This is a genomic window from Sphingopyxis sp. LC81 (assembly GCF_000756375.1).
In the GTDB taxonomy this organism is placed as follows: Bacteria; Pseudomonadota; Alphaproteobacteria; order Sphingomonadales; family Sphingomonadaceae; genus Sphingopyxis.
In genome coordinates this window covers 29,432-53,105 of record NZ_JNFD01000028.1, presented here as the reverse complement: position 1 = coordinate 53,105, position 23,674 = coordinate 29,432, and the positions used below count along the sequence as shown (strand labels likewise).

At 65.2% G+C, this 23,674-nt stretch carries 17 protein-coding genes; 6 read left to right on the top strand and 11 right to left on the bottom strand.

Going from position 1 to position 23,674, the window contains the following annotated elements; all coding sequences use genetic code 11:
• Positions 1-137: 137 nt before the first annotated feature.
• Both FG91_RS14160 and FG91_RS14155 read left to right on the top strand, forming a co-directional pair.
• Positions 138-1,934, top strand: a complete 1,797-nt coding sequence (locus tag FG91_RS14160; protein ID WP_052187619.1) for a sensor histidine kinase — start codon at positions 138-140, stop codon at positions 1,932-1,934.
• Positions 1,931-3,268, top strand: a complete 1,338-nt coding sequence (locus FG91_RS14155; RefSeq protein ID WP_037516021.1) for a sigma-54-dependent transcriptional regulator — start codon at positions 1,931-1,933, stop codon at positions 3,266-3,268. Before FG91_RS14160 ends, FG91_RS14155 begins: the two co-directional genes overlap by 4 nt.
• Here FG91_RS14155 and FG91_RS14150 read toward each other — a convergent pair.
• The 8 genes from FG91_RS14150 to FG91_RS14115 form a co-directional block, all read right to left on the bottom strand.
• On the bottom strand, positions 3,265-4,455 hold the full coding sequence (locus FG91_RS14150; protein WP_037516018.1) for a dipeptidase: 1,191 nt from the start codon (positions 4,453-4,455) through the stop codon (positions 3,265-3,267). The genes FG91_RS14155 and FG91_RS14150 overlap by 4 nt on opposite strands.
• Positions 4,452-6,023: a serine hydrolase gene (locus FG91_RS14145; RefSeq protein WP_037516015.1), complete on the bottom strand. Its 1,572-nt coding sequence runs from the start codon at positions 6,021-6,023 to the stop codon at positions 4,452-4,454. The genes FG91_RS14150 and FG91_RS14145 overlap by 4 nt, the downstream gene beginning before the upstream one ends.
• Positions 6,020-7,159 (bottom strand): YkvI family membrane protein, encoded by a 1,140-nt coding sequence (locus FG91_RS14140; protein ID WP_037516013.1) that lies wholly within the window; start codon positions 7,157-7,159, stop codon positions 6,020-6,022. The genes FG91_RS14145 and FG91_RS14140 overlap by 4 nt, the downstream gene beginning before the upstream one ends.
• Complete coding sequence (locus tag FG91_RS14135) at positions 7,156-8,196, bottom strand: DUF1611 domain-containing protein (protein WP_037516173.1); 1,041 nt, start codon at positions 8,194-8,196, stop codon at positions 7,156-7,158. Before FG91_RS14135 ends, FG91_RS14140 begins: the two co-directional genes overlap by 4 nt.
• A 20-nt stretch (positions 8,197-8,216) precedes the next feature.
• On the bottom strand, positions 8,217-10,403 hold the full coding sequence (locus tag FG91_RS14130; RefSeq protein WP_037516011.1) for a TonB-dependent receptor: 2,187 nt from the start codon (positions 10,401-10,403) through the stop codon (positions 8,217-8,219).
• Positions 10,404-10,407: 4 nt separating this feature from the next.
• Positions 10,408-11,550, bottom strand: a complete 1,143-nt coding sequence (locus FG91_RS14125) for a dipeptidase (RefSeq protein ID WP_037516009.1) — start codon at positions 11,548-11,550, stop codon at positions 10,408-10,410.
• A gap of 84 nt (positions 11,551-11,634) precedes the next feature.
• A complete protein-coding gene (locus FG91_RS14120) occupies positions 11,635-12,639 on the bottom strand; it encodes a dipeptide epimerase (RefSeq protein ID WP_037516008.1) in 1,005 nt (334 codons plus the stop codon).
• Positions 12,639-14,618 (bottom strand): serine hydrolase domain-containing protein, encoded by a 1,980-nt coding sequence (locus tag FG91_RS14115; RefSeq protein ID WP_037516170.1) that lies wholly within the window; start codon positions 14,616-14,618, stop codon positions 12,639-12,641. The genes FG91_RS14120 and FG91_RS14115 overlap by 1 nt, the downstream gene beginning before the upstream one ends.
• A gap of 142 nt (positions 14,619-14,760) precedes the next feature.
• On the opposite strand from FG91_RS14115, the gene FG91_RS14110 reads away from it, so the two are divergent.
• A complete protein-coding gene (locus FG91_RS14110; protein ID WP_037516006.1) occupies positions 14,761-15,384 on the top strand; it encodes a helix-turn-helix domain-containing protein in 624 nt (207 codons plus the stop codon).
• Between the two features lie 23 nt (positions 15,385-15,407).
• Positions 15,408-17,105: an N-acyl-D-amino-acid deacylase family protein gene (locus FG91_RS14105; RefSeq protein WP_037516004.1), complete on the top strand. Its 1,698-nt coding sequence runs from the start codon at positions 15,408-15,410 to the stop codon at positions 17,103-17,105.
• Here FG91_RS14105 and FG91_RS14100 read toward each other — a convergent pair.
• On the bottom strand, positions 17,102-18,004 hold the full coding sequence (locus FG91_RS14100) for an oxygenase MpaB family protein (RefSeq protein ID WP_235212047.1): 903 nt from the start codon (positions 18,002-18,004) through the stop codon (positions 17,102-17,104). The two genes, FG91_RS14105 and FG91_RS14100, sit on opposite strands and share 4 nt — an antisense overlap.
• An 8-nt stretch (positions 18,005-18,012) precedes the next feature.
• Positions 18,013-20,454, bottom strand: a complete 2,442-nt coding sequence (locus FG91_RS14095; RefSeq protein ID WP_235212046.1) for a TonB-dependent receptor — start codon at positions 20,452-20,454, stop codon at positions 18,013-18,015.
• 150 nt (positions 20,455-20,604) lie between these two features.
• On the opposite strand from FG91_RS14095, the gene FG91_RS14090 reads away from it, so the two are divergent.
• Both FG91_RS14090 and FG91_RS14085 read left to right on the top strand, forming a co-directional pair.
• Positions 20,605-21,351, top strand: coding sequence for a helix-turn-helix transcriptional regulator (locus FG91_RS14090; RefSeq protein WP_037516001.1), 747 nt, complete (start codon positions 20,605-20,607; stop codon positions 21,349-21,351).
• A 55-nt stretch (positions 21,352-21,406) separates the two neighbouring features.
• Complete coding sequence (locus FG91_RS14085; protein WP_152568115.1) at positions 21,407-22,531, top strand: acyl-CoA dehydrogenase family protein; 1,125 nt, start codon at positions 21,407-21,409, stop codon at positions 22,529-22,531.
• Here the strand turns inward: FG91_RS14085 and FG91_RS14080 are convergent.
• Complete coding sequence (locus tag FG91_RS14080) at positions 22,528-23,550, bottom strand: acyl-CoA dehydrogenase family protein (RefSeq protein WP_037515994.1); 1,023 nt, start codon at positions 23,548-23,550, stop codon at positions 22,528-22,530. The genes FG91_RS14085 and FG91_RS14080 overlap by 4 nt on opposite strands.
• Positions 23,551-23,674 lie beyond the last annotated feature (124 nt).

Sequence of the window (23,674 nt, the reverse complement as noted above, 5' to 3'; positions counted from 1 at the left end):
AAGCAGGGTCAAACGCCACAGGATATTCACTCAACATATTGTTATTATTTGAATATGATGAACGCAGCGCTCAACATAGCTTCGAGTTTGTGCGAAATACCGCATACGTCCCCAGAAATTTGTGCAATAATCCGCACATGCCCTTGCAGAGCGAGTCGTCCCCGATCGGTCCCCACGCCAACCGCCGGCGCCTGTTCGTCGCGGTGGCGGTGGGGCTGGCGATCCTGCTCGTCGCGGCGCTCGGCCTCGCACAATGGGCGGAAGGACGCGCCAGCGCGCAGGCCGACGTCGAGGCGCGACAAAATGCACGCGCGCACGCGAGCCTGCTCGAAAGCGAGCTGCAAAAATTCCGCCTGCTCCCGCGCGTGCTCACCGAATTCCCCGATGTGCGCGCCGCACTCGCTGACAAGAGCGATGCCGCGTCGCGGCGGCTCGATCGCGAACTCGAACAGCTTGCGGCGCGCACCGACGCCACGGTGATCTATGTCATCGACGCCGATGGCATGACGATCGCGGCGAGCAACTGGCGCGCGCCGACGAGCTTCGTCGGCGAGAATTACCGATTCCGGCCCTATTTCCAGGGCGCGATGCGCAGCGGCGAGGCCGAGTTGTTCGCGCTGGGCACGGTGAGCGGACGCCCTGGGCTCTACCTCGCGCGCCGCGTCGATGTCGGGGGGCGCCAGCTTGGCGTGATCGTGCTCAAGGTCGAGTTCGACAAGCTCGAAAGCCGCTGGGCCGATTCGGCCGCGGCGACGCTCGTCACCGACGCGGCGGGGATCGTCGTGATGAGCAGCGAGCCGCGCTGGCGCTTCCGCTCTTTCGCTCCGATTTCGGCCGCGACGCAGCAGCGGCTTCGCGCGACGCGCAGCTATGGCGACGCACGCCTCGATCCACTGCCGGTCGACCGCGTCGATGGCGGCGTTCGCGTCGGCGCGGACCTGTTCCGCGAAGCCAACGAGCGCGTCTCCTTTCCCGGCGGCACGCTCCGCCTGCTCCAGCCCGCCGAGCCTGCACGCGCGAGCGCCAATGCCACCGCGCGCGTCGCGTTCCTCGTCCTGCTGATCCTCGTCGGCGCGGCGATCATCACGCTGCTCCGTGTCGTCGAGCGGCAGACGCTGCGCCAGGCCGCGCACGAAGCGCTCGAACGCGAAGTCGCCGCGCGCACCCGCGACCTGCGCACCGCGAACGACGAACTGCGCCTCGCGTCCGAGCGGCAGACCGAAACCGACCACCGCTACCGCGCCGCGCGCGAGGAGCTGGCACAGGCGAGCCGGCTGGGCTCGATCGGCCAGATCACCGCGGGCGTCGCGCACGAAATCAACCAGCCGATCGCCGCGATCCGCACCTTTGCCGAGAACAGCCTGCGTTATCTGGAACGCGCGCAGGCCGACAAGGCGCGCGGCAACCTCGAGACCATCGTCGAACTCACGGCACGCGTCGGCGCGATTACCAACGAACTGCGCAACTTCGCGCGCCGTAAGCCCACCCCGCTGGGCCCCGTAGCGGTGCAGTCGGCGGTCGACGGCACCTTGCTCCTGATCGGCGACCGGCTGCGCGCGCAAGGCATCGCGCTCGACATCGCAATCGAAAATCCCGCTGCGGCGGTGCATGCCGACCGCGTCCGGCTCGAACAGGTGCTCGTCAACCTGCTGCAAAATGCGGTCGACGCGGTGCAAGGCGTGAAAGATGCACGCATTGCGCTCCGCACGCACGGCCGCGACCCCGTCCATATCGACGTCTGCGACAATGGCCCCGGCGTTCCCGCCGAACTGTTGCCGCAGCTCTTCACGCCTTTTGTCACCGGGCGGCCCGACGGGCTCGGCCTTGGGCTCGCGATCGCGAGCGATATCATGGCCGAATTTGGCGGCACGCTGACCCTGATCCCCTCGCCGCTCGGCGGCGCGGGGTTCCGCCTGACGTTGAGGCCGGCATGAGCTTTTTTACCGGCGAGCAGACGATCTTCTTCGTCGACGACGATGCGGCGCTACGCGAGGCGAATGTCCAGACGCTCGACCTCGCGGGCATTGCGGTCGAGGCATTTCCCGACGCCCAGAGCGTGCTGCCGCGCATCGAAGCCGGCTTCTCCGGGATCGTCGTCACCGACATCCGCATGCCCGGGATGGACGGGCTCGAACTGCGCGCGGCGATCCACGCGATCGATCTCGACATCCCCGTCATCCTGGTCACCGGCCACGCCGATGTAGCGATGGCGGTGCGCGCGCTCCACGACGGCGCGTTCGATTTCCTCGCCAAGCCCTTTGCCGCCGATCATCTCGTCGGCATCGCGCGCCGCGCGCTCGCGCACCGCGCGCTGATCTTGGACAACCGGCGGCTGACAGCGGCGGCGGCGGCGATCGACAGCCCGCTGATCGGCGAAAGCCCGGCGATGGTCCGGCTGCGCGAGACGATTACGCAGCTCGCGCAGGCCGATATCGATGTGCTGATCGAAGGCGAGACGGGGACCGGCAAGGAACTCGTCGCGCATATGCTCCACCGCCAGAGTCGGAGGAGCCCGGCATCATTGGTTGCGGTGAACTGCGCGGCGCTGCCGCAGGAGCTGGCCGAGGCCGAGCTGTTCGGCAGCGACCTCATCGACCGGAGCAGCGGCAAGCTCGGTCAGGTGGGGCGGATCCGTAGCGCGCATCGCGGCACATTGTTCCTCGACGAGATCGATACGATGCATCCCTCGGTGCAGGCGAAGCTGCTGCGCGTGATCGAGGAGCGCGAGGTCCAGCCGATCGGCGCCAGCGCGCCCGAACCCGTCGATCTGCGCGTCGTCGCGGCGACCAAGACCGACCTGATGGGTGCGGTGCGCAGTGGTGATTTCCGCGAGGATCTCTATTACCGGCTGCACGTCGTGAAGCTGCGTATCCCGCCGCTGCGCGAACGCCGCTCCGACATTCCGCAGACCTTCGCCTTCTTCCTCGACGAAGCCGCGGCGAAGATGGGAATGGCGGGGTTCCGGATCGACGACGGCATCCGCCGCCATCTCGTCGAGCATGACTGGCCGGGCAACGTCCGCGAGCTCAAGAATTTCGCCTATAGCGTCGTGCTCGACCTGCCGTCCGATCCCGGCCTGTCGGCGATGCCCGCCGACGCGCCGCTCGCCGAGCGGGTGCGCCGGTTCGAGGCGACGATCATCCACGACACAATGGCGCAAACGCGCGGCAATATCGCCGAGACGATGGCGCGGCTGGGGCTTCCCCGAAAGACACTCTACGACAAGATGCAGAAGCTCGGGATCGACCCCAAAAGCTTCCGCGCCTAGCGCGCCGACCGTTCCCCCTGTGCCGCCAGCACGCGCAGAATATTACCGCTCCACATCTTTTCGATATCAGCGTCCGAATAGCCCGCGGCCTTCAGCCGTTCGGTGACCTTGGGTAGCGCCGAAATATCCTCGATGCCCGGCAGGCCGCCGCCGCCGTCCCAGTCGGCGCCGAAGCAGATATGGTCGACGCCGCCGACCTCGATCGCGCGCAGCACCATCTTCATATAGGCGTCGAAATCGGCCGCCCAGAGCTTCTCGGTCTTGTCGAGTTCGCGCCACTGGCGGTTGAGATCGGCCTGCTCGGCAGGCGTGATCTGGCCGATCCGTTCATATTTGCCGAACAGTTCGGCGCGCGCGGGCGACATGTTCATTTCCGACATGAAGATCGTCGAGATGCACATCGCGCCGCCCTTCGCCGCAAGCGCCTTCAGCCGCCCTTCGTCGAGGTTGCGTGGATGGTCATAGGCCGAGCGCAGGCTCGAGTGCGAGAGCAGGATCGGATATTTGGACAGCGCCAATATCTGGTCGAACGCCGCGTCGGACGAATGGCTCGCATCGATGACGATGCCGAGACGGTTCATCTCGGCGACCCATTGCTTGCCGAGCGGGCTCAGCCCTTTCCAGCGCCCCTCGCCCGTCGCGCTGTCGGCGAACTGATTATCTTTCGAATGCACCGGCCCTGCAAGGCGGAGGCCCTTGCTGTAGAACTCCTGAAGCAGCGACAGGTCTTCGCCGAGCGGATAGCTGTTCTCCATCGCTTTGAAGGCGATCAGCTTGCCTTCCTTGTTGAGCCGCAGCGCGTCGGCCGCGGTCAGCGCGGGCGCGATCGCATCCGGATATTTCGCAATGGTGCGATCGATCAGGTCCGACCGCTTTCGCGCGAAGGCGAGCGCGTCGGCATAGCCCTTCGGCGTCAGCGGTCCCTGGTCGGTGTAGATGGCGAAGAATCCGCCATCGAGGTTGCCGTCCTTCATCCGCGGGATGTCGAGCTGCGCCATGTCTTCGGCGAGTGCGTGACGGTCGGCGAAGCTCCAGCCCGCGCGCTCGAAATGGAGCGGGGTGTCGAGGTGCGTGTCGAGCACGAGCATCCGGCTGTGCAGCGGCGCTTCGGGCGCTTTGGGCTTATCGCCGCCCGGCGAGCAAGCGGTCAGCGCGGTTGCGGTCAGCAGAATGGCGAAACGCTTCACTTCTTGTCCTCCACGGGCTTCAGGTCGAGATCGTGATAATCCCAGCTGAAGTCGGCGATCTTGCTCACCGCCTTCATCGTCACGCCGGTAATCTTGCCTTCGGCGTCGAGCGCGAAGGTCACATAGGCTGGCTCGATCGCCGGGTCGTCGAACTCGGTGACGAAGCTGTCATATTGCCAATGTTTGAGCCGCCCCGCCATCCGCGGTGTCGAGGTGAAATCGATCGTGAGACCCTTCGCACTCGATCCGACGACGATGTCGCCATACCATGGGTCGCGGTAACGCCCGGCGTAGCCCGCGAGCGCGAGCGACGGCCCCGACTTCGCGGGCGACGCCTTGGACTGTTTCAGAAACTCGACCCCGCCCGCGAGCCGCGACTGATACCAATCCTCCCATTTCTGGATCCAGCCATAGTCGGGCTGATCCAGATAATGGTCGAGCAAATCATAGGTGAGACCGAGCAGCATGCCGCTGTCCTCGCTGTTCATCATGATCGCGAAACCGACATTCTTGTCGGGGATCATCACGACGCGCGTGATCGACCCGAAGACCCCGCCGCCATGCTGGATGATGCGGTGGCCGCGATAATCCTGCACCTGCCAGCCGAGCGCATAGGCCTGCTGCGTTGGCTGCGCGGGCTTGAGCTGGTCGGGAAGCGGCGAGATTGGCATCGGCGTGACGGGCGCCCACATCTCAGCCGCCTGCTTCTCGCTGAACAGCCGCTTGCCGTCCGGCAGCGCGCCATGCGCGAGCTGGATCTTGAGCCACGCCGCCATGTCGTCGGCGCTGAGCGCGAGCCCGCCCGCCGGCGCACCGTTGCGGCCGAGTTCGTCGCGTTCGTTGAGCGCCGCCTGCGGGCCGAGGCCGCGCAGCGCGCCCGATAGCCGCGCGTGCGGCCACGACCGATTGGGGATGCGGAAGCGGTCTTCGCTGTCGCTCGTCGCGTTGTTCATCCCGCCCGCGCGGAGCACGCGCGCACGGATGAAGTCCTCCCATGTTTGCCCGGTGACTTCCTCGATCAGCTGGCCGGCAACGGCGTAGAGGATATTGTCATAGGCATAGGCCGAACGGAAACTCGTCTGCGGCTTCAGATAGGCGACGCGCTCGACCGTCTGCTTGCGCGTGAGGTGCGTGCGCGGCACGAACATCAGGTCGCCCTGCCCCAGCCCGAGCCCGCTGCGGTGGACGAGCAGGTCGCGGATCGTGATTTCGCGCGTCACCCACGCATCATACATGCGGAACCAGGGCATATGCTTGATGACGGGATCGTCCCACGCGATCTTGCCCTCGTCGACGAGGATCGCGAGCGCAGCGGCGGTCATCGCCTTGCCGGTCGAGCCGGTCTGAAAGATCGTCTGTTCATCGACCGGCGCCGGATCGCCGATCTTGCGCACACCCCAGCCGCGCGACAGCGTGGTCTTTCCGTCCTCGACGATCGCGATCGACACGCCGGCGGCGCCGACCTTCTTGCGCAGCGTCTCGACGCTTTCGCCGATATCGGCGGGCGGTTCGGCCCATGCAGGCACGGCGACCGACAGCATCAGCGACAGGGCAAGCAGGCGTTTCATGGCAAAGCCTCCATATGGGGAGCGGTGGACGGGCGCAGCAGGCGCCAAGTCCCGATGGTGAGTAGCGGCAGGACGAACACCGCGAGGAACAGCCAGGCGAGAAAGCGGTATCCGCTCGCGATCAGGTCGACGAGGCCGATCTCGCCCGCGACGAACATGCAGCCGGTAAGGATCACCGCGCCGATGATCGCGCGCGCGCCGGTTGAGAGCGGCGGGCGACCGCGGCTCTCGATCGCGCCCGAAATGCGCTCGTTGATCGCATGGACCGAGCCTGCCCCGCTTTCGAGCAGCGCGGCGAAGATCATCACCTGGAACAGGATATGGAAGCCCGGCACCGTCATCTGACGGAGCAGGAAGTCCGACGGCAAAGTCTCGTCACCGATCGCGGGATAAAAGGCCATCATCGCGACGAAGAAGAGGATCGCGGGCAGCATCGACAGCGGCCCCGCGATCAGCCCCGCGACGACGGCATCGCGCTGGTGCCTCAGGTGCCGCAGCACGGGCAGGATCACCACCGCGCCGACGATATTATAGCTGGCATAGGTGAGCCCGCCCGCCATCCAGTTGCCCGACGGCGGCGGCGCGTTCGCGAATCCCTGCCCGATCAGCCCGCCGAAACTGGCGAGCGCGAGGATCAGGAACAGCCCGTAGACGGCGTAGAGCAGGATCGAGACATATTTGAACATCTGCTCGACCGCGCCGGTGCCCCATGCGGTGACCGCGACGATCGATACCGCGAGCAGGACGACGCCCGCGAGTTCGGGCCAACCGAAGGTCGCCGCGCCGATCGCGCCCGCCGCAGCGCCGAACACCGCGAGAATCAGGACGACGAAGATGATGTAGGCGACCTCGAATGCGACCCAGGCGGGGCCAAGAAGCCCCTTGAAAAAGCTACGATAATCATAGGCGCCGAGTTTGAGCGCGAGCGCGAAGGTCAGTGCCGCGACAATGCTCCAGATCAAGGTCGCGAGCAGCATCGCGGACAGCCCGCCCCATGGCCCCGACGGCACGAAATATTCGGCCAGCTCACGCCCGGTCGCATAGCCGCCTCCGATGATGACGGCCTTCAGCGCAAATCCGGGCAGCAGGTAGCGCTGAAACCAGCTCGACCCGCCGCCCGTCTCGCCCACACTCACGCGAGAATGCTTTCGACGAGCGCGTCGAACGCCGCGCCGCCGCGAATCGGATCGGCGACCGGAAGTCCCAGCCGATGCCGTTCGGCCGCCATCAGCGCCTCGGCTTCGTCCGCGTCATAGCTCGACGTATTGAAGCTGACACCGCCACAGCGGATCGCGGGATTGGTCCGGCTACCGAGACGGATCGTCATGTCGATGACCTCTTCCACCGAAGGCAAGGCGAAGCTTTCCATGCCGAGGATCACGCTGCGCGTCGGGTCGTGACAGACGACGAACACATCCGGCTGACTGCCGTGGAGCAGGCCTAGCGACACCGGGGCATAGGCGGGGTTGAAGATAGACCCCTGCCCCTCGATGACATCCCAATGATTATCGGGCGCGTCGGGGCTGAGCATTTCCGCCGCACCCGCCTCGAAGTCCGAGATCACCGCGTCCATCGGCATGCCGCCGCCCGCGATCATGATGCCCGTCTGGCCGGTCGCGCGAAAATCGGCATCGAGGCCGCGCGCCACAAAGGCGCGGTGCAGCGCGAGCGCGGTATATTTCTTGCCGAGCGCGCAGTCGGTGCCGACGGTCAGCAGCCGCTTGCCGGTGCGCTTGCGCCCCGTCCCCACCGGTATCGCGGGCGGCGGGGTGCGAATGTCGATGAGCCGCTGCCCCGTGCGCGCAGCCGCCTCGACGAGCGCGGGAACGCTCGTCAGCTTGGTGTGAAGCCCGCTGATGATATCGAGCCCCGCCTCCATCGCCTCGACGAGCACGGCGACCCAGGATGCGCCGATGATGCCGCCCTGATTGGCGACGCCGATCACGAGCGAGCGCGCTCCCGCCGCGCGCGCGTCGGCGGGCGACAGGCGCGGCAGGCCGGTCGAAACGGTGCAGCCGTCGATCGCCCATTCGCCCGTGCAGCGATCGCCCGCCCAGTCGGCAAGACCAAAGGCGGTCTTGGCATAGCTCGCATTGGTCGTGTCGCCGAGGAACAGCAAATAAGGCTGCGGCAGGGTCAGGCTGCCCTCCAGCCTGCCGATAGGCGCGTTCATCTTGTCCAACTCCAATTCGCTCAGAAGGCCATGTCGAGCGCAACGCCGATCGTCCGCGGCTGCAGCGGCGAGATCGCGAGGAAGCTCGGCCGGTTGAGCCCGTCGGCCATCGTCGACCGCGCCATCTCTCCCTTATTGTCGAGCAGATTGCGGGCATAAGCACGCACTGTCCAGTGATCGCCCAACGTCACCGACGCATTGAGATCGACCGACGTATAGGGCTTGGCGCGCGCGACGAGCGGATCGCTTTCGACCAGCGACAGGCGGCTGCTCGCGTGGCGGACGCCGACGCCGAAGCTGCCCTTGTTGCCGCCGCCAAGTTCGAATTCATAATCGGCGCGCAGCGCACCGCTGAACTTCGGCACCGCGGGCAGGCGATCGCCGTCGACCCCGCTGATGTCTGGCACATCCTCGCTGAGCACCGCGTCGGTATAGCTGCCCGTCGCGCTGATCGTCAGGCCGGGCGTCGGACGCAGCGCGAAGCTGCCCTCGACGCCCTTGCTCCGCGCCTTGCCGCCGTTGGCGCCGCCCGACACGCCGCCGAAGGAGCGCACGACCTGGATGTCGGTCCAATCCATCAAGAAGAGCGCGACATCGACCGAGACCATGCGATCCGCGAAATCGGCCTTCAGTCCGATCTCATAGTTTTTCATCCGATCGGCATCGACCGTCGGCGGCACGTTGGGAACGATGACGTTCGGGCCGCCCGGACGATAGCCGGTGGCGAGACGCGCATAGAGCATCGCGTCTTCGTTGATGTGGAACTGCGGACTGATCGAATAGGTAAAGACATCCTCGGACGATGCGCCCGGATCGTCGGCCTGCGGCACGATCGCGCCGGAGCTGATCTGGCGGAAGGTCTGTTCGTTGCGCGCCCAACGTAGGCCGCCGGTGATTTCGAACTGCTCGCTGAGCTTGAAGGTCGCGTTGCCGAAGACCGCATATTCCTTGTAGGTCGCGGGCAAGCCGACAGTCGCGAGCGGATCGAGCGGTGCGATCGGGTTACCCGCCATGTCGAACGAGCGGACAAGCTGCGAATTGCTCGTCTTCTCGTCGGTGAAGAAACCTCCGATCAGCCATTCGAAACGTCCGCCGCTCGGCGAGGCGAGCCGCACCTCCTGCGTCCATTTCTTGAGGCCGAGGTCGAGCGCGAAGGGCGTGATACCGGGAGGAATCGCGCCGCCGGTGAGCAGCGGGAAGAGTACGCCGAAGGCATAGCTCGTGTCCTGCACCTGCGCGCTCTGCGTCTTGCTGTATGTCGTTGCCGAGGTCAGCGTCGCGGCGCCGAAATCATAGTCGATCGTCGCCGAATAATAGTCGAGATCGACGTCGAAGGATTCGGGGACAAAATTATTGTACGAGCGCCCGTCGCCGAGCCGCCGGCCGGTGAGGTCGGCAGCATAAAGACCATTGCCTTCGGAATCGAGCGACTGCCAGATGCCCGCCAGCTTCACGTTGAGATCGGGCGTCGGCGTCCACAGCAGCGCGACGCGGCCGCCGCGCTGTTCATAATCATTCTGGTCCTTCAGCGCGGCATTATTGACGCTGTCGACCCAGCCCGGGGTGCTGCGCCAGGCAAAGCTGCCGCTGACCGCGAGTTTGTCCTGGACGATCGGCACATTGACCATCGCCTGCGCGCCCCAGCCGAGCCCGTCGCCGCCCTTGATCGCGAAACCTTCGACGCCCGCCTTGACGCTGAACGCGTTCGTGTTCGGCTGGACGGTGACATATTTCACCAGGCCGCCGATCGAGCTCGCGCCATAGAGCGTGCCCTGCGGGCCCTTGAGCACCTCGATCCGTTGCAGATCATAGGGCATGAGGTCGATCGTGAACGCCCCGGCGCGGTTATAGATCGCGCTCGACCCCACGGGCGCGTCGTCGAGATAGATGCCGACGGTCTGGCTATTGTTGAGCGGCGCGACGCCGCGCAGCGTGATCGTTGTCTGCCCCGGCGTGCCGCTGTTGCTGACGTTCATGCCGGGGACGTAGCCCGCATAGTCGACGAGCGAAGCCGAGCCCTGTTCCTGCAGCGCCTCGCCGCTGACGACGGCGATCGAGATCGGCACGTCCTGCACATTCTGCGTGCGTTTCTGCGCGGTCACGACGATTTCGCCGCTCGTTTCGACGGCGGCAGCGTCCTGCGCCTGCGCCGGCATAGCGGCGACGACCGCGGCGATGCTTGCTGCAATAAAGAGTCCCTGTTTCATCGTCTTACCCCCAGACTTGGGCGAGCAGGCGGCGGAAATTGCCACCGAGCACGGCCCGGATGTTTTCGTTCGAATAATTGCGGCGGATCAGCTCCTCGACGAGATCGAAGGTTTTGAGCGGATGGTCGAAGCCATCGATGTCGATCTTGTCGCGAAAGGCGTAGCTGCCCTTGTAGCTGCCCTTGAGCAGAGCATATTCGTCGGGCTTCATATCGTCATAGCCGTGCAGGTCGGCGTCCGAGCCGATGCCGACATGGTCGATACCCACCAGCTTCGCGACATGGTCGATATGGTCGGCCATATGCCCGACATTGGTCGGGTCGCTCGTGCGAACGAACATGCGGACCCCGGTGATCCCCATCACCCCGCCCTTCGCCGCGAGCGCCTTGATCGCCGCGTCGGTCTTGACGCGCGGGTGGTCGACGAGCGCGCGGGCGTTGCTGTGCGTGATCGCGATCGGCCCCTTGGCGATTTCGATGGCGTCCAATGTCGTCTTGTCGCCGCAATGCGAGACGTCGACGAGCATGCGCTGCTTTTCCATCTCGGCGATGATCGCGGCGCCATAATCGCTGACCCCGCCGTCGACGCGTTCGGTGCTGCCCGACCCGATCAGGTTTTGCGTGTTATAGGTGAGCTGCGCGCAGCGCAGGCCGAGGCGGCGAAACAGCGCGACATCCTCGATCTTCTCGAAATGCTCGGCATTCTGGATGCCCATGATGACCGCACATTTCTTGTCGGCCTTGGCCCTGTCGAGATCCTGCACCGTATCCACAAGCGTGAAGACATGGCTGTTGCGCCCGGCGAAGCCCTGCCACCCGGCGAGGAATTCGAGCGCCTGCGCCTTTGCGTTGGGGCCGCCAAGGCCATAAGCGTTGTGAAAGCCGGTGATGCCCGATGCCCGGAACTCGGCGGCTTCGGCGTCGGTCAGCCGGTGCGCGATATAATTTGCGTCGAGCGTGATCTTGAGCGGCGCGAGCATGTCGATGACGAGCGACGAGGCGACCAGATCGACCGCGCGGCGCGAGTAGCTCTTCCCCGGAGCCGCGGCAAAGGCATAGGCACCCCGGTTGATCATCGGCGCCGACACAGCGATACCCACCACGCCCGCGAGTGCCGCGCGGCGCGTAATCTGGAACGACGCCGTCATCCCAACCTCCCTCTTTTATAGTTTCAATTTAGACTATTGTCCTAATCAGAAAATTGTCAACCCATTTAGGACATATATTTGTCATCATCCCCAGATTTCGGGCGGGCAATGGATCAGGCCGTCGCGATAGCTGACGCCCGGATCGCGATCGCGCGCGAGAAAGGTCGGCCCGTCGAGGTCGACGATGTCGCAAAGCTGGCCGACGAGCCAGGAGGGCGCCATCGACAGGCTGGTGCCCATCATATTGCCGACCATGACGTCGAGGCCGAGCTTCTTCGCCTGCCGCGCGATCGCCAGCCCCTCGGTCAACCCGCCGCATTTATCGAGCTTGATATTCACCACGTCGAACCGGCCGACGAGCGAGGCAGTGTCGGCGAGCGACAGCGCGCTTTCGTCGGCGACGAACGGCAAGGGCCGCTTGAGGCCGTCGAGATCGGCCTCGCGCCCGCGCTTCAGCGGCTGTTCGAGCTGCGCGACGCGCGCCGACACCAGCACGGGCAGCAATTCGGCGAGGGTCGCGACGTCATAGCCCTGGTTGGCATCGACCCCGATCCACGCGTGCGGCCGCGCGGTGCGGATCGCGACGACGCGCGCGATATCATCGGCAAGGTCGCCGGTGAGCTTGACCTTGACCGGGGCGTCCGGGTCGATCGCGAGCGCGGCTTTCGCCATCGCCTCCGCGCGGTCGGCACCAAGCGTCAAGGTCGAGCGCAGCGCCTTGGGAGGGCTCAGCCCGGCAAGTTTCCAGACCGGAGTTCCCGTCTGTCTGGCCTCAAGATCCCAGAAGGCGCAGTCGAGCGCGTTGCGCGCCCCGCCCGGAGGGAGGAGCTGTTGCAAATCGTCACGCGTCGCGCCGTCTTCGATCGCGCCGCGCACGCGCGTCGCCTCGGCCAGCATATGGTCGATGTCATCGCCGAGATAATAGACCCCGGCGCCCTCGCCGCGCCCAACATGCGTCCCGTCCGAAAGCTCGGCGACGAGCAGCGCGGTTTCGGTGAAGACATGCCCCGAAATACGGAACGGCTGGTGATAGGGAAAACGCTCGACCCGAAGGTCGAGCGTCAATTCCTTTATGCTTTGCGTCGCCATCAATAGACCATTCCGAAGCCATAGAGATGGAAGACGAGCGTCACCCAGACGAGGATCAGCGCGGCGAGGATCAGCAGCACCGCGCCAAGCTTCATCGTCCAGCGGCGCTTGTCCTTGATGCTGAGCCACAAGTGCCAGCCCGCCGTCGCGAGCAGCCCGAAGGCGGCGAGCGGCGTCAGGATGCGCAGCAGGTGGATCAGCCAGTCGAGCGGGCCGCCGAGGCTGCCGATATCGGCCGAGAAGGCCGCGATCAGCCCGATCCACCCGGCGAGCGCGCCGATCGCGAGCCAGGCGAAGACGCGCGACAGGCGGTAAGCACGGCGCGCCTTGCCCTCGAGCGCGAAGTCCGTCTTGAAGTTGCGGCGTACCAGCGCCCGCACCGGCCACGCCAGCGCCGCGAGCAGGATGATGCCGAAGGCGAAGATTAGCGCCGGATTGAGCCACGCGGCATTGACGCTCGCCGGGGCGGGTTCGAACACCATGAAGGGCGAACCGCCGTCGACGCTCCAGCGCACGACGCGGCCGTCCTTGACCTCGGCGGCAACACGCTCGCCGGTGCCGGTGTCGCGCCATACGAAGGGCTCGACCTCGACCCAGTCGCGTGCGCCTGCACCAAGGCCGTCGAGCGCCGGCAGCGTGATCTTGCCGTCCTCGGTCAACGAGATCGTCAACTGGCCGAGCAGACCGAACAGGCTCGCAAAATTGGTGAAGCTGCCACGGCTGCTGACATAATGGCCGACCATCATTTGCGCATGTTCTTTGGCGGTCTTCGCATCGACCTGACCCGGCTTGTCGGCACCCGGCAGATAACGATCGGCGAATTTATGGAACAACGCGCTGCGGATCGCGCCCGCGTCGCCCTGCGTCCCCGCGCTGTTCATCGAGATATAGACGCCGATGTCGGCGTCTGGGAACAGCCACAGATAGCTATGGAACCACACAGTGTCGCCGCCATGCGCGATCGCGCGGTGGCCGTTTACCCATTGCTCGTAAAAACCGAGCGCCATGCTGTTGAGCGGGCCGACGCCGGGCGCCTTGAAATCATGCATCTGCTTCGCGGTTTCGGGCTTCATGAGGCCCGCGCCGTCACCCAGGTGCGCGATCATGAACTTGCCCATATCGGCACCGCTCGCCGACAGGCTGCCTGCGGGTGCCGGGACGACGATCTCGAACGGCTTCGCCTTTTGCGTGATGTCGGGATAGCCCTTTGCCATATGCGGCGCGAGATTGGCGGGCAGAGGCTGGCGGAAGGTCGAATGCGCCATGCCCAGCGGCTTGAAGATATGATTGTCGACATAATCGTCGAAATCCTGGCCGCTCACCCGCTCGACGATATAACCCGCGAGCGCGGTCGCATAGTTCGAGTAGGCGGGCGTCGTGCCGGGCGCGAAGACGCGGTCGGGCAGCGCGAGCGGCATCTGCTTCTTCAGCGTCATCACCGCTTTGGGATCGCTGCTGATCAGATGGCGGATCGATTCCTGGAAACCCGCGGTGTGCGTCATGATGTTGCGCATCGTCACCGGCTTGCCCTCAAAGGGCGGAATCTTGAAATCGAGATAGGCGTTGACGTCCTTGTCGAGGTCGATCTTGCCCGCCTCGACCTGCTGCATCACCGCGGTCCAGGTGACGAGCTTCGACACCGATCCGGGACGGAACAGCGTGGTCTCGGGCAGGACCGGCGCGCGCTTAGCGACGTCGGCGAAGCCATAGCCCTTTTGGAGCACGACCTGATTGCCGCGCACGACGACGACGACCGCGCCCGGAATGCGCGCGCGTTCGAGCGCATAGGGCAGATAGCCGTCGAGCCAAGCCTCAAGATCCTTGGCGTCGAGCGCGACCGGCGCTGCGGCGGTTTTTGCAACCGGAACCGCGGCAGCTTCGGCTTTCTTTACGGTCGGTGCAGGCACAGGCCCCTGCGCCGCCAGCGGCAGCGCGGCAAAAGCCGCCAGCCCAATCATCGCCTTTCGGATGAAACGCATCGCTTTCCCCTTTTCATTGTCGTGGCCTGTCACATCTTGCAGCAAGCCGCGCGACCCCTTACCAAGGGACCAACATCTGTTGGCCCGATAGGGACATAATGATCCTGATTGGAAAATTGTCAAATATGGAATGGAAAAATTAATGGCTGATCGCGGAGCCCCGCCAACGCTCGGCACGGTGATGAAGAGCATTCGCTCGCGAAACGGCTGGACGCTCAAGGAAATGAGCGCGAAATCGGGCATCCCGGTCTCGACATTGTCGAAGGTCGAGCACGACCGGCTGACGCTGAGCTATGACAAGCTCCAGCAGCTCAGCCAGCGACTCAACATCCGCATGTCGGACCTGTTCGCCGAAGACGAAGGCGACAGTTCGCCGCGCGTGACCGGCCGTCGCAGCGTCGGCACGATCGACCAGGCGGTGCGCGTCACCACCGACAATTACGATTATCACTATCTCTGCACCGACCTGCGGCAAAAGCGGATGATCCCGATCATCACGCGGATCCGCGCGCACAGCGCCCGCGAATTCGGCGATCTCGTCCGACATCAGGGTGAGGAATTCATCTTCGTTCTTGAAGGCGAGGTCGAGATTCACACCGAATTCTACGACCCGGTCGCGCTGAAAACCGGTCAGGGCATCTATCTCGATTCGTCGATGGGCCACGCCTATGTCGTCGCCGAGGGATATGAGGAGGCGCTGGTTCTCGGCGTCTGCTCAAGCGCCGACGACGGGCTGATGGACAGCCTGATGAGCCTGCACGGCTGACACCCCAGATCACGGAGAAACTGATGGCATCCCACCGGCGCGTCGCACCGTCCTTCCTACTGCTTTGCAGTTCGATGCTGGTATCCGTGCCGGTGGCCGCACAGGCGCCCGCCTACGACCTCATCATCCGCGGCGGGACGATCTACGATGGGTCGGGCAAGGCACCCGTCGTCGGCGATGTCGCGATCAAGGACGACCGCATCGTCGCGGTGGGCAAAGTCGACGGCACCGCGAAGACCGAGGTTGCGGCGAAGGGCATGGCGGTCGCGCCGGGCTTCATCAACATGCTGAGCTGGGCGACCGAGTCGCTGATCGCCGACCCCAAGAGCCAGAGCGATATCCGCCAGGGCGTCACGCTGGAGGTAATGGGCGAAGGCTGGTCAATGGGGCCGGTGAACGCGACGATGAAGGCGCTGGAAACCGACCGGCAGGGCGACATCAAATTTCCGATCGAGTGGACCAGCCTCGGCGACTATTTGTCCTGGCTCGAAAAGCGCGGCGTTTCGACCAATGTCGCGAGCTTCATCGGCGCTGCGACCGTGCGCGTCCATGAGCTGGGCGAAGGCGATGTCGACCCGACGCCCGAACAGCTCGCCCGGATGCGCGCGCTGGTGAAGCAGGCGATGAACGAGGGCGCGATGGGGGTCGGCAGTTCGATCATCTACGCGCCCGGATCTTATGCCGAAACCGACGAGCTTGTCGCGCTGACCAGCGAGGCCGCGAAATGCGGCGGCATGTATATTAGCCATATGCGCTCCGAAGGCGACCGGATCGAGGAAGCCGTCGACGAGCTGATCGACATTTCGCGGCGGTCGGGCGCGCCCGCCGAAATCTATCACCTCAAGATGGCGGGGCGTAGCAACTGGGGCAAGCTCGATACGATCGTGAAAAAGATCGAGGACGCGCGGGCCGAAGGGCTTAAGATCACGACCGACATGTACACCTATACCGCCGGCGCGACGGGGCTCGATGCCGCGATGCCGACGTGGGTGCAGGCGGGCGGGCTCGAGGAGTGGATCAAGCGGCTGAAAGACCCCGCGATCCGCGCGCGCGTCGCCGAAGAAATGAAGAAGCCCGGCAGCAATTGGGAAAATCTCTATTTCGGCGCGGGCGCCGACAAGATGATCCTGTCGGGGTTCAAGAATGACGCGCTGAAACCGCTGACCGGAAAGACGCTTGCCGAGGTTGCGGCGATGCGCGGCAAAAGCCCCGAAGAAACCGCGATGGACCTCGTCGTCGAGGATGGCTCGCGCGTCGGCACCGTCTATTTCCTGATGTCCGAGGACAATGTGCGCAAGCAGGTCCAGCTGCCATGGATGAGCTTCGGGTCGGACGCCGCGTCGCAGGCGACCGAGGGTGTCTTCCTGAAATCGGGGTCGCACCCGCGCACCTATGGCAACTTTGCGCGGCTGCTCGGCCGTTATGTCCGCGACGAGAAGCTGATCCCGCTCGAACAGGCGGTGTACCGGCTCACCACCCTGCCCGCGACCAATCTGGGCATCAAGGATCGCGGGGCGCTGAAGCCCGGCTATTATGCTGACGTTGTGGTGTTTGACCCGGCGACCATCGGCGACCGCTCGACCTTCGAGAAGCCGCACCAATATTCGGTCGGGGTTCGTGACGTGTTCGTCAACGGCGTTGGCGTGTTGCGGAACGGCGAGCATAGCGGCGCGACGCCTGGGCGCGCGGTGCGCGGCGCCGGCTTTAATCGCTGCAGCTAGGCGGCGAGCAAGCGCCGCTGCTCGGCGGGTGATTTGAAAAGGAAATCATGCGGCAGGCCGAGGCGGACGCTGGCCTGACAATGCGGCGCGGTGCGATCGATATGACGGTCGGCAAGCCGGCCGGCGATCCGTAATGCGGTGCGGTCGAGCCGCGTCAGATCATAGCGCGGGCCGAGTTCCAGCTTGCGCCGGATATGCCCGGGAAGCAGCGACACCGACGCGCGCGCGATCGCACGATGCAGGAATCGCGGCACGCCCGGCGCCGCGCGGCCCGACTGGATAATGTCGAGGAATTCGAAGATGATCGGATGCGGTTCGAAGCGCGGTTCGAGTTCGTCCATCATCGCCATGAACGCGCCCACCGTCGGCGGCGTATGCCGCGCCCCGAACTCGCGCCCGATCGCGTCGCCGTCGGCCATGAAGCGGTCCTTGTCGGCGTCGCTGAGTGGATGGACGAAGCGGTCGTAAGCCATCAGGAAGCCATAGGACGCGGTTGCGGCAACCCAGTCGAGCAGCACGGGGTCGAGCGCGCGATATCTGGTGCCACCGGGCGTCTCGCCCTTCACCTTGCCGTGCATGCGGTTGACCTGCCCGATGACGGCCTTCGCGCTGCTCGCCGGGCCGTAGCAGGCGAGCATCGCGACGAGTCCGGTGCGGCGCGAGCGGCCGATCGGGTCGGCCTTGTAGGTCGAATGGTCCCACACCCCCGACCGGATGCGCGGCTCGGCGAATTCGAGCAGCACCGCGGCGATCCCGCCGATGCCGAGCGCGATCGGGTTTTTGTAGATGCGCCACTGGACGCTGTCGGGCGCCAGCAGCGCGGGCTCGCCGAGCGGCGCGGCGAAATCGATCGCCGTCCCCAGATATTCACTCTGCATCGGCGCACGCACCACCGTCATTCGCTCCTTCAGAAGTCATAACCCAAAGTCAGGCCATAGGTTCGCGGCTGATTAGCGAAACGCACGACGACGTTGGCATTGCTGGCGACCGCCGACCAATAATATTTGTCGAAGAGGTTTTTCGCCCATAGCGACACCGACCAGCCGCTTTCGTCTTTCAGGCCAAGGCTCGCGTTGACCGTGCCATAGGCATCGACCTTGTAGAGATCGAGATCCTCGAAGATCGTGTTCGACTTGCTCTGGTAACGCGCGCTGATCGCGCCGGTCAGGTTGACCGTGTCGCTGACCGGCGTGTCATAGGCGAGCGTCAGACTGCCTTGGAATTTGGGGCTATAGATGAACTCCGCCCCGTCGAAATTCTCGGGTCGCCCCGCGGCGTTGGTGCCGTTGTAATTATTGATCCGCGTCTTGAGGTACAGCGCGTTGGCGGCGATCGTCAGCCCCGTCGCCGGGCGGATCGTGAGCTCGCCCTCGACGCCGTAAGCCTCGCTGTCGGGCACATTGTCGAGCCGCGACAGCGCGGTGTAGATCGGATCGGCGAAGTAGGTGCTGATCTGCTTGTCGGCATAGTCGTAATAGAAGGCCGAGAGATTGGCCTGCACCGCGCGGTCGGCGAGCGTTGCCTTCACGCCGACTTCGTAGGCGGTCAGCTTTTCCTGTTTCACCGGCGCATTCTGCCGCGCAAGGTTCGCGGCGTTGATCGGCGTCGTCCCCGATTTATAGCCGCGCGACACTGACGCGTAGAGCAAGGTGTCGTCGTTCGGCGACCAGTCGAGCGCGACGCGCCAGGCGACATTGTTTTCCTTGAGCAGCGACTGGACTTCCCCAAACCGGCCCGTCGCGGGGTCGAAGGTGTTGCACTGGCCCTGCGAAATCTGCGGCGCGAGCACGCCATAGGTTTGCAGATAGAGCGCGCGGTTCACGACATTGACGTTCGGCAACATATTGCCGTTGAAGTCGCGCGAGCAGCCGTTGTAGCGCTGCTTGTCCTCGGTGTAGCGAACGCCGACGGTCAGCTTGAGCTGGTCGGTCAGTTCGGCATCGGCGTTACCGAAAATGCTCCACGTCTTGGTGCGGATGCGCCCGAAATCCTCATAGGTACGGAAAGCCTGGCTGAGTTGCAGCGGGGTATAACCGCCCGAGTTGAAGATCGGGCTGGCGAGCAGCGGCGCCCCGGCGGCACGGATCAGCCCGACATTCGCATTCTGGCCGAGCAAGGTGCGGTTGGAATCGATGATGCGGTCGTTCGCATAATAGCCGCCGACCAGCCAGTTCACCGCGCCGGCCTCGCCCTCGACGTGCAGCTCCTGCGCAAAGCTCTTGATCCGCCCGACGGTGTTCTGAAGCAGGATTTCGAACGGCGCGCCGCTCCAGTCGGAGAGTGCGTTGCGCTTGAAGTCGTTGTAGCTGGTGAGCGAGACAAGCTTCATCGTCTCGCCGAGATCCTGATCCCAGCGCAGCTTCAGCCCCCAGAAGCGATTGTCCTCGGCGAGCGGCCCGTCGAGGCCGGTGCCGGTGCCGATATCGGCCGAACGATTCGCCTCGGGCGCCCAGTCGGCCTGACTCGCCTTGGTCGGAAAATTGTTCGCGAGGTACGTCGCGAGCCCCGGCGCGTTGAAGAAGCGTGAATTGCTGGTGCCGCCGACGGGGTTTGTCGCCGGGGTAAAGCCGATCCCCTGCCCCGCGACGGTGTCCGACTTGTTGCGCCAATATGTGACCGACAGGTCGAAATGCGTGCCCGGCGCCGGGTCGATCGCGAGCGACCCGCGCACACCATATTTCTCGACCTCGCCGAGCCGCTCGCCCCGCGTGTTGCTGACCTGCCAACCCTTGTCGCTATTCTCGCTGCGGAACGCGATGCGCGCGGCGATGCCTTCGCCGAGCGGGCCCGAGATATGGCCGCCGATGTTGTACGTCTGATAATTGCCGAGGTCGGCCTTGATGCTGGCATCGAAGCTGTCGGTCGGCTTGGCGGTGATGAAGTTGATCAGGCCCGCGGTCGTGTTGCGGCCATAGAGCGTGCCCTGCGGCCCCTTGAGCACTTCGACGCGTTCGAGGTCCATCACCGGCCCGGTATTCATGATCGGATAGGCATAGGCGACTTCGTCCACGTAAGTACCGACGGTCGAGGTCGAGGAGAGGTTGATCGTGTTGAAGCCGATTCCGCGCAGCGTATAGGTCGGCACGCCCTGATAGCTTTGCGAAACGGTGAAGCTCGGCGCCACCGTTGTCAGGTCGCGCATGTCGGTGACGCGGAGGTTTTCGAGCGTCGCGCCATCGACCGCCTGGATCGCCATGCCGACGTCGTTCATCGATTCGGCGCGGCGCTGCGCGGTGACGATGATGTCGCCTTCGGCCGCGACCGTGTCGGCGGCGGTTTCCTCGGCTGCGAAGGCCGGTGCCGCAATAACCAGACCGATCGCCGTGCCCGCACCCAAGAAAATACGCATTGCTTTCATCATCCATCCTCCCTCAAACAGCTTGTCGCCGAACTCGTCTTTGTGCGAGCGTCGCGCGAAACCGGACAATGGCAGAACATAGAATTGCGGCCGGGCGGACAAGCTGACACCTGTGTCAGGATGTGGAGGGAAAAGCGGGTCATGGATCATCAGCGCGAATGCTGGGCCGAAATGCCGGCGCTGATTGCGGCGGTGCAGGCGGCGGGCGACGCGATCGGCCTGCCCTTCGTCGCGGCACAGGCCGACCTGGGCGACCCCGAACCGATGAGCGACGCCGAAGGCCGTCCCTATGCCGAAACCAGCTTTCGCTGGGTCGACCCGAGCTATGCCTATTGGCGCGACCGCAAGCTGGCGTTGCAGCTGGCCTTTCTGACCGCCGCACGGCTCGTCGCCGAACCCTTTTATTACAGCGACGGCCGCCTCGGCACATGGCGATCGACGCGCCTACTTGACGAGGTCGACTGCTCGCAGGCGAAGAACACGCCTAATTTCGGCGAAGCGATCATCGCGCCGGTCCACCTGCCGCGCGGGCTGGTCGGCGCGGTCTTCTGGTGCTCGCGCGAACCCGTCGGGGTCGAGCCGCTGTTCGCAAAGCACGCCGGCGACTTGCACAATCTCGCGCTCAAGCTTGTTGCGACGCACAATGAGGCGCGCGACCGCCCGCGCAACGCCACCGTGCCGCAGACGCTGACCCGCCGCGAGGTCCAGTGCCTGCGCTGGGCGGCGGCGGGCAAGACCGATGGCGAGATCGGGATCATCCTGTCGCTGTCGGTGTCGACGGTGCGGTTCCACCTGCGCAACGCCGCGGCAAAGCTCGGCGCGACCGGGCGCGCGCAGTCGATCCAGATCGCCGCGGGACTCGGCTTCGTCGGCGCGCGCGCGGCCTGACGCAGGTGCCAGCTTGGCCCCGCCTCACCGCGACCTACAAGTCCGGGGCATGGACATGCTGAACGACCCGGCGCTGACCGCCTTTCGCGATGAGGTGAGCACCTTCCTCTCCGCGCATCTGCCCGACGATATCCGCCGCGGTGCGGCGCGTGCGACAAGCGTCTTTATCGATCCCGACATCTCGCTGCCGTGGCAGCGCATCCTCCATGCCAAAGGCTGGGCAGCGCCCGACTGGCCCGCCGAATTCGGCGGCCCGGGATGGGGCGAGATCGAGCGCTATATCTTCGCCGCCGAATGCGCGCAGGCCGGCGCACCGAATTTGGCGCCGATGGGCCTCAAGATGGTCGCGCCAGTGATCATGCATTATGGCAGCGCCGAACAGCGCGCCCATTATCTGCCGCGCATATTGTCGGGCGAGGATTATTGGTGCCAGGGCTTTTCGGAGCCCGGCGCGGGGTCAGATCTGGCCGCGCTGCAACTGCGCGCGGTGCCCGATGGCGGCGATTATATCCTGAACGGGTCGAAGATCTGGACGACGCACGCGCATTTCGCCAACCGCATGTTCGCACTTGTCCGCACGTCGAACGAAGGCAAGCCGCAGGCGGGGATCAGCTTCCTGCTGCTCGACATGGCGACGCCGGGGATCATAGTCGAACCGATCCGCACGCTCGCGGGCGACCATGAATTCAATCAGGTCTTCTTCGACGATGTCCGCGTCCCGCAGGCGAACCGGCTCGGCGAAGAGAATGAAGGCTGGTCGGTCGCGAAGCATCTGCTGACCTTCGAGCGCGGCGGAAAATATGCGCCGGGGCTGATCGGCCGCCTCGAACGGCTGCGCGCCCGCGACGACATCGAACCGGTGCTGCGCGCGCAGCTCGACCGCGAGGCGGTGACGCTGAAGGCGCTGCAAGCACTCGAACTCAAGGCGATGCGCGGCGTTGGCGGTAGCACAGCACTTTACGCGTCGGCGCTGAAGATACTCGGCACCGAAACCGCGCAGCGCATCGACGCGCTGGCGTGCGAGGTTGCGGGCCATGCCGCATGGGCCGACGCCGACGGGCAGACGCCCGCCGAGCTGGCGGTCGCGGTGCCGCGCTATCTCAACGACCGCGCGGCGACCATTTACGCCGGATCGAACGAAATCCAGCGCGACCTGATCGCAAGGACGATGCTGGGTTAGGCAGCCGCCCCGGCAAAACGCGCAAGATGACCGGCGCGCGGACCGAATGCCGCCGCAATCGCGAGCGCGCGTTTGAAATGGCCGCCGAGGTTGAGCTCTTCGGTCAGCCCCATCGCACCATGGATCTGCACCGCGCTTTCGCCGACGATGCGCACCGCGTCGCCGACCTCGATGCAAGCGGCGCTGACCGCCTGTGCGCGGTCGGCGCGGTCTTGATCGACCGCAAGGATCGCTTCCTCGGTCAGCGCCGCCGCCTTCATCGCCGCGAGTTGCATGTCGGCCGCGCGGTGGCGCAGCGACTGGAAACGGCCGATCGGCGTGCCGAACTGCGTCCGTTGGCCGAGATAATCGATGCTGTCGGCGATCATGCGCTGCATCAGCCCGACCGCCTCGGCGCAGCGCGCCGCGAGGATCAGGTCGTTCGCATAGTCGGCCCACAGGCGCGCGGCGTCACCACTCGCGAGCGAAGTGGTGTCGCCGGGCTTGAGCGTGAAGGCAAGGTCTGCCGAGACGCTGCCGTCGTGCATGATGCGATGCCGCTGTTCGACCTTGTCGCCATCGGCGGGGATGAGCAGCAACGCCTCGTCGCTCGCGAGGAGAAGCAAATCGGCTTCGGCTGCACCCGCGGCCAGCGCCGCGCTGCCGCGAGCCAGCTCGCCGTCGACCACAGGCATCGCTGCGGTCGAAGCCGTGCAGACGATGGCGATCCGGCGGCCACCCACCGCGAAATCAGTCAGCGCCGGATGATCGGGTACGACCCGCGCCAGCAGCGCCGTCGCCGCGACGTGCGAAAGCCAGTCGGCGCCCGCGAGTGCCGGCCCCAGCTCGGCCATCACGACGGCGATGTCGATCGGACCGCCGCCGAAACCGCCGGCGCTTTCGGGCAGCGCGAGGCCCGCTAGCCCGAGCGACTCCGAAAGCTCGCGCCAGCCGGGGCGCAAATTGTCGGCGAGGAAGCGCTGGATGCTATCGCGCAACATTTGTTGCTCGTCCGAAAGCGGCAGGTCGAGTTCGGCCATGTCAGTTCGCCGGCCCGGCGGTATATATGTGCGTCATTTGCTCTCCCGCACCTATCCTGCAACTTGCCACGCCGCGGGTCTAGCTGATTGGCGTAACAGGTCGGGGGCAGCGATCGGTGCACGC

Excerpts from the sequence above, each read along its gene's own strand:
- FG91_RS14160 (WP_052187619.1), top strand. The coding sequence starts at position 138 with ATGCCCTTGCAGAGCGAGTCGTCCCCGATCGGTCCCCACGCCAACCGC.
- FG91_RS14155 (WP_037516021.1), top strand. The coding sequence starts at position 1,931 with ATGAGCTTTTTTACCGGCGAGCAGACGATCTTCTTCGTCGACGACGAT.
- FG91_RS14145 (WP_037516015.1), bottom strand. The coding sequence starts at position 6,023 with ATGAAACGCCTGCTTGCCCTGTCGCTGATGCTGTCGGTCGCCGTGCCT.
- FG91_RS14135 (WP_037516173.1), bottom strand. The coding sequence starts at position 8,196 with ATGAACGCGCCTATCGGCAGGCTGGAGGGCAGCCTGACCCTGCCGCAG.
- FG91_RS14130 (WP_037516011.1), bottom strand. The coding sequence starts at position 10,403 with ATGAAACAGGGACTCTTTATTGCAGCAAGCATCGCCGCGGTCGTCGCC.
- FG91_RS14125 (WP_037516009.1), bottom strand. The coding sequence starts at position 11,550 with ATGACGGCGTCGTTCCAGATTACGCGCCGCGCGGCACTCGCGGGCGTG.
- FG91_RS14120 (WP_037516008.1), bottom strand. The coding sequence starts at position 12,639 with ATGGCGACGCAAAGCATAAAGGAATTGACGCTCGACCTTCGGGTCGAG.
- FG91_RS14115 (WP_037516170.1), bottom strand. The coding sequence starts at position 14,618 with ATGCGTTTCATCCGAAAGGCGATGATTGGGCTGGCGGCTTTTGCCGCG.
- FG91_RS14110 (WP_037516006.1), top strand. The coding sequence starts at position 14,761 with ATGGCTGATCGCGGAGCCCCGCCAACGCTCGGCACGGTGATGAAGAGC.
- FG91_RS14105 (WP_037516004.1), top strand. The coding sequence starts at position 15,408 with ATGGCATCCCACCGGCGCGTCGCACCGTCCTTCCTACTGCTTTGCAGT.
- FG91_RS14100 (WP_235212047.1), bottom strand. The coding sequence starts at position 18,004 with ATGACGGTGGTGCGTGCGCCGATGCAGAGTGAATATCTGGGGACGGCG.
- FG91_RS14095 (WP_235212046.1), bottom strand. The coding sequence starts at position 20,454 with ATGCGTATTTTCTTGGGTGCGGGCACGGCGATCGGTCTGGTTATTGCG.
- FG91_RS14090 (WP_037516001.1), top strand. The coding sequence starts at position 20,605 with ATGGATCATCAGCGCGAATGCTGGGCCGAAATGCCGGCGCTGATTGCG.
- FG91_RS14085 (WP_152568115.1), top strand. The coding sequence starts at position 21,407 with ATGCTGAACGACCCGGCGCTGACCGCCTTTCGCGATGAGGTGAGCACC.
- FG91_RS14080 (WP_037515994.1), bottom strand. The coding sequence starts at position 23,550 with ATGGCCGAACTCGACCTGCCGCTTTCGGACGAGCAACAAATGTTGCGC.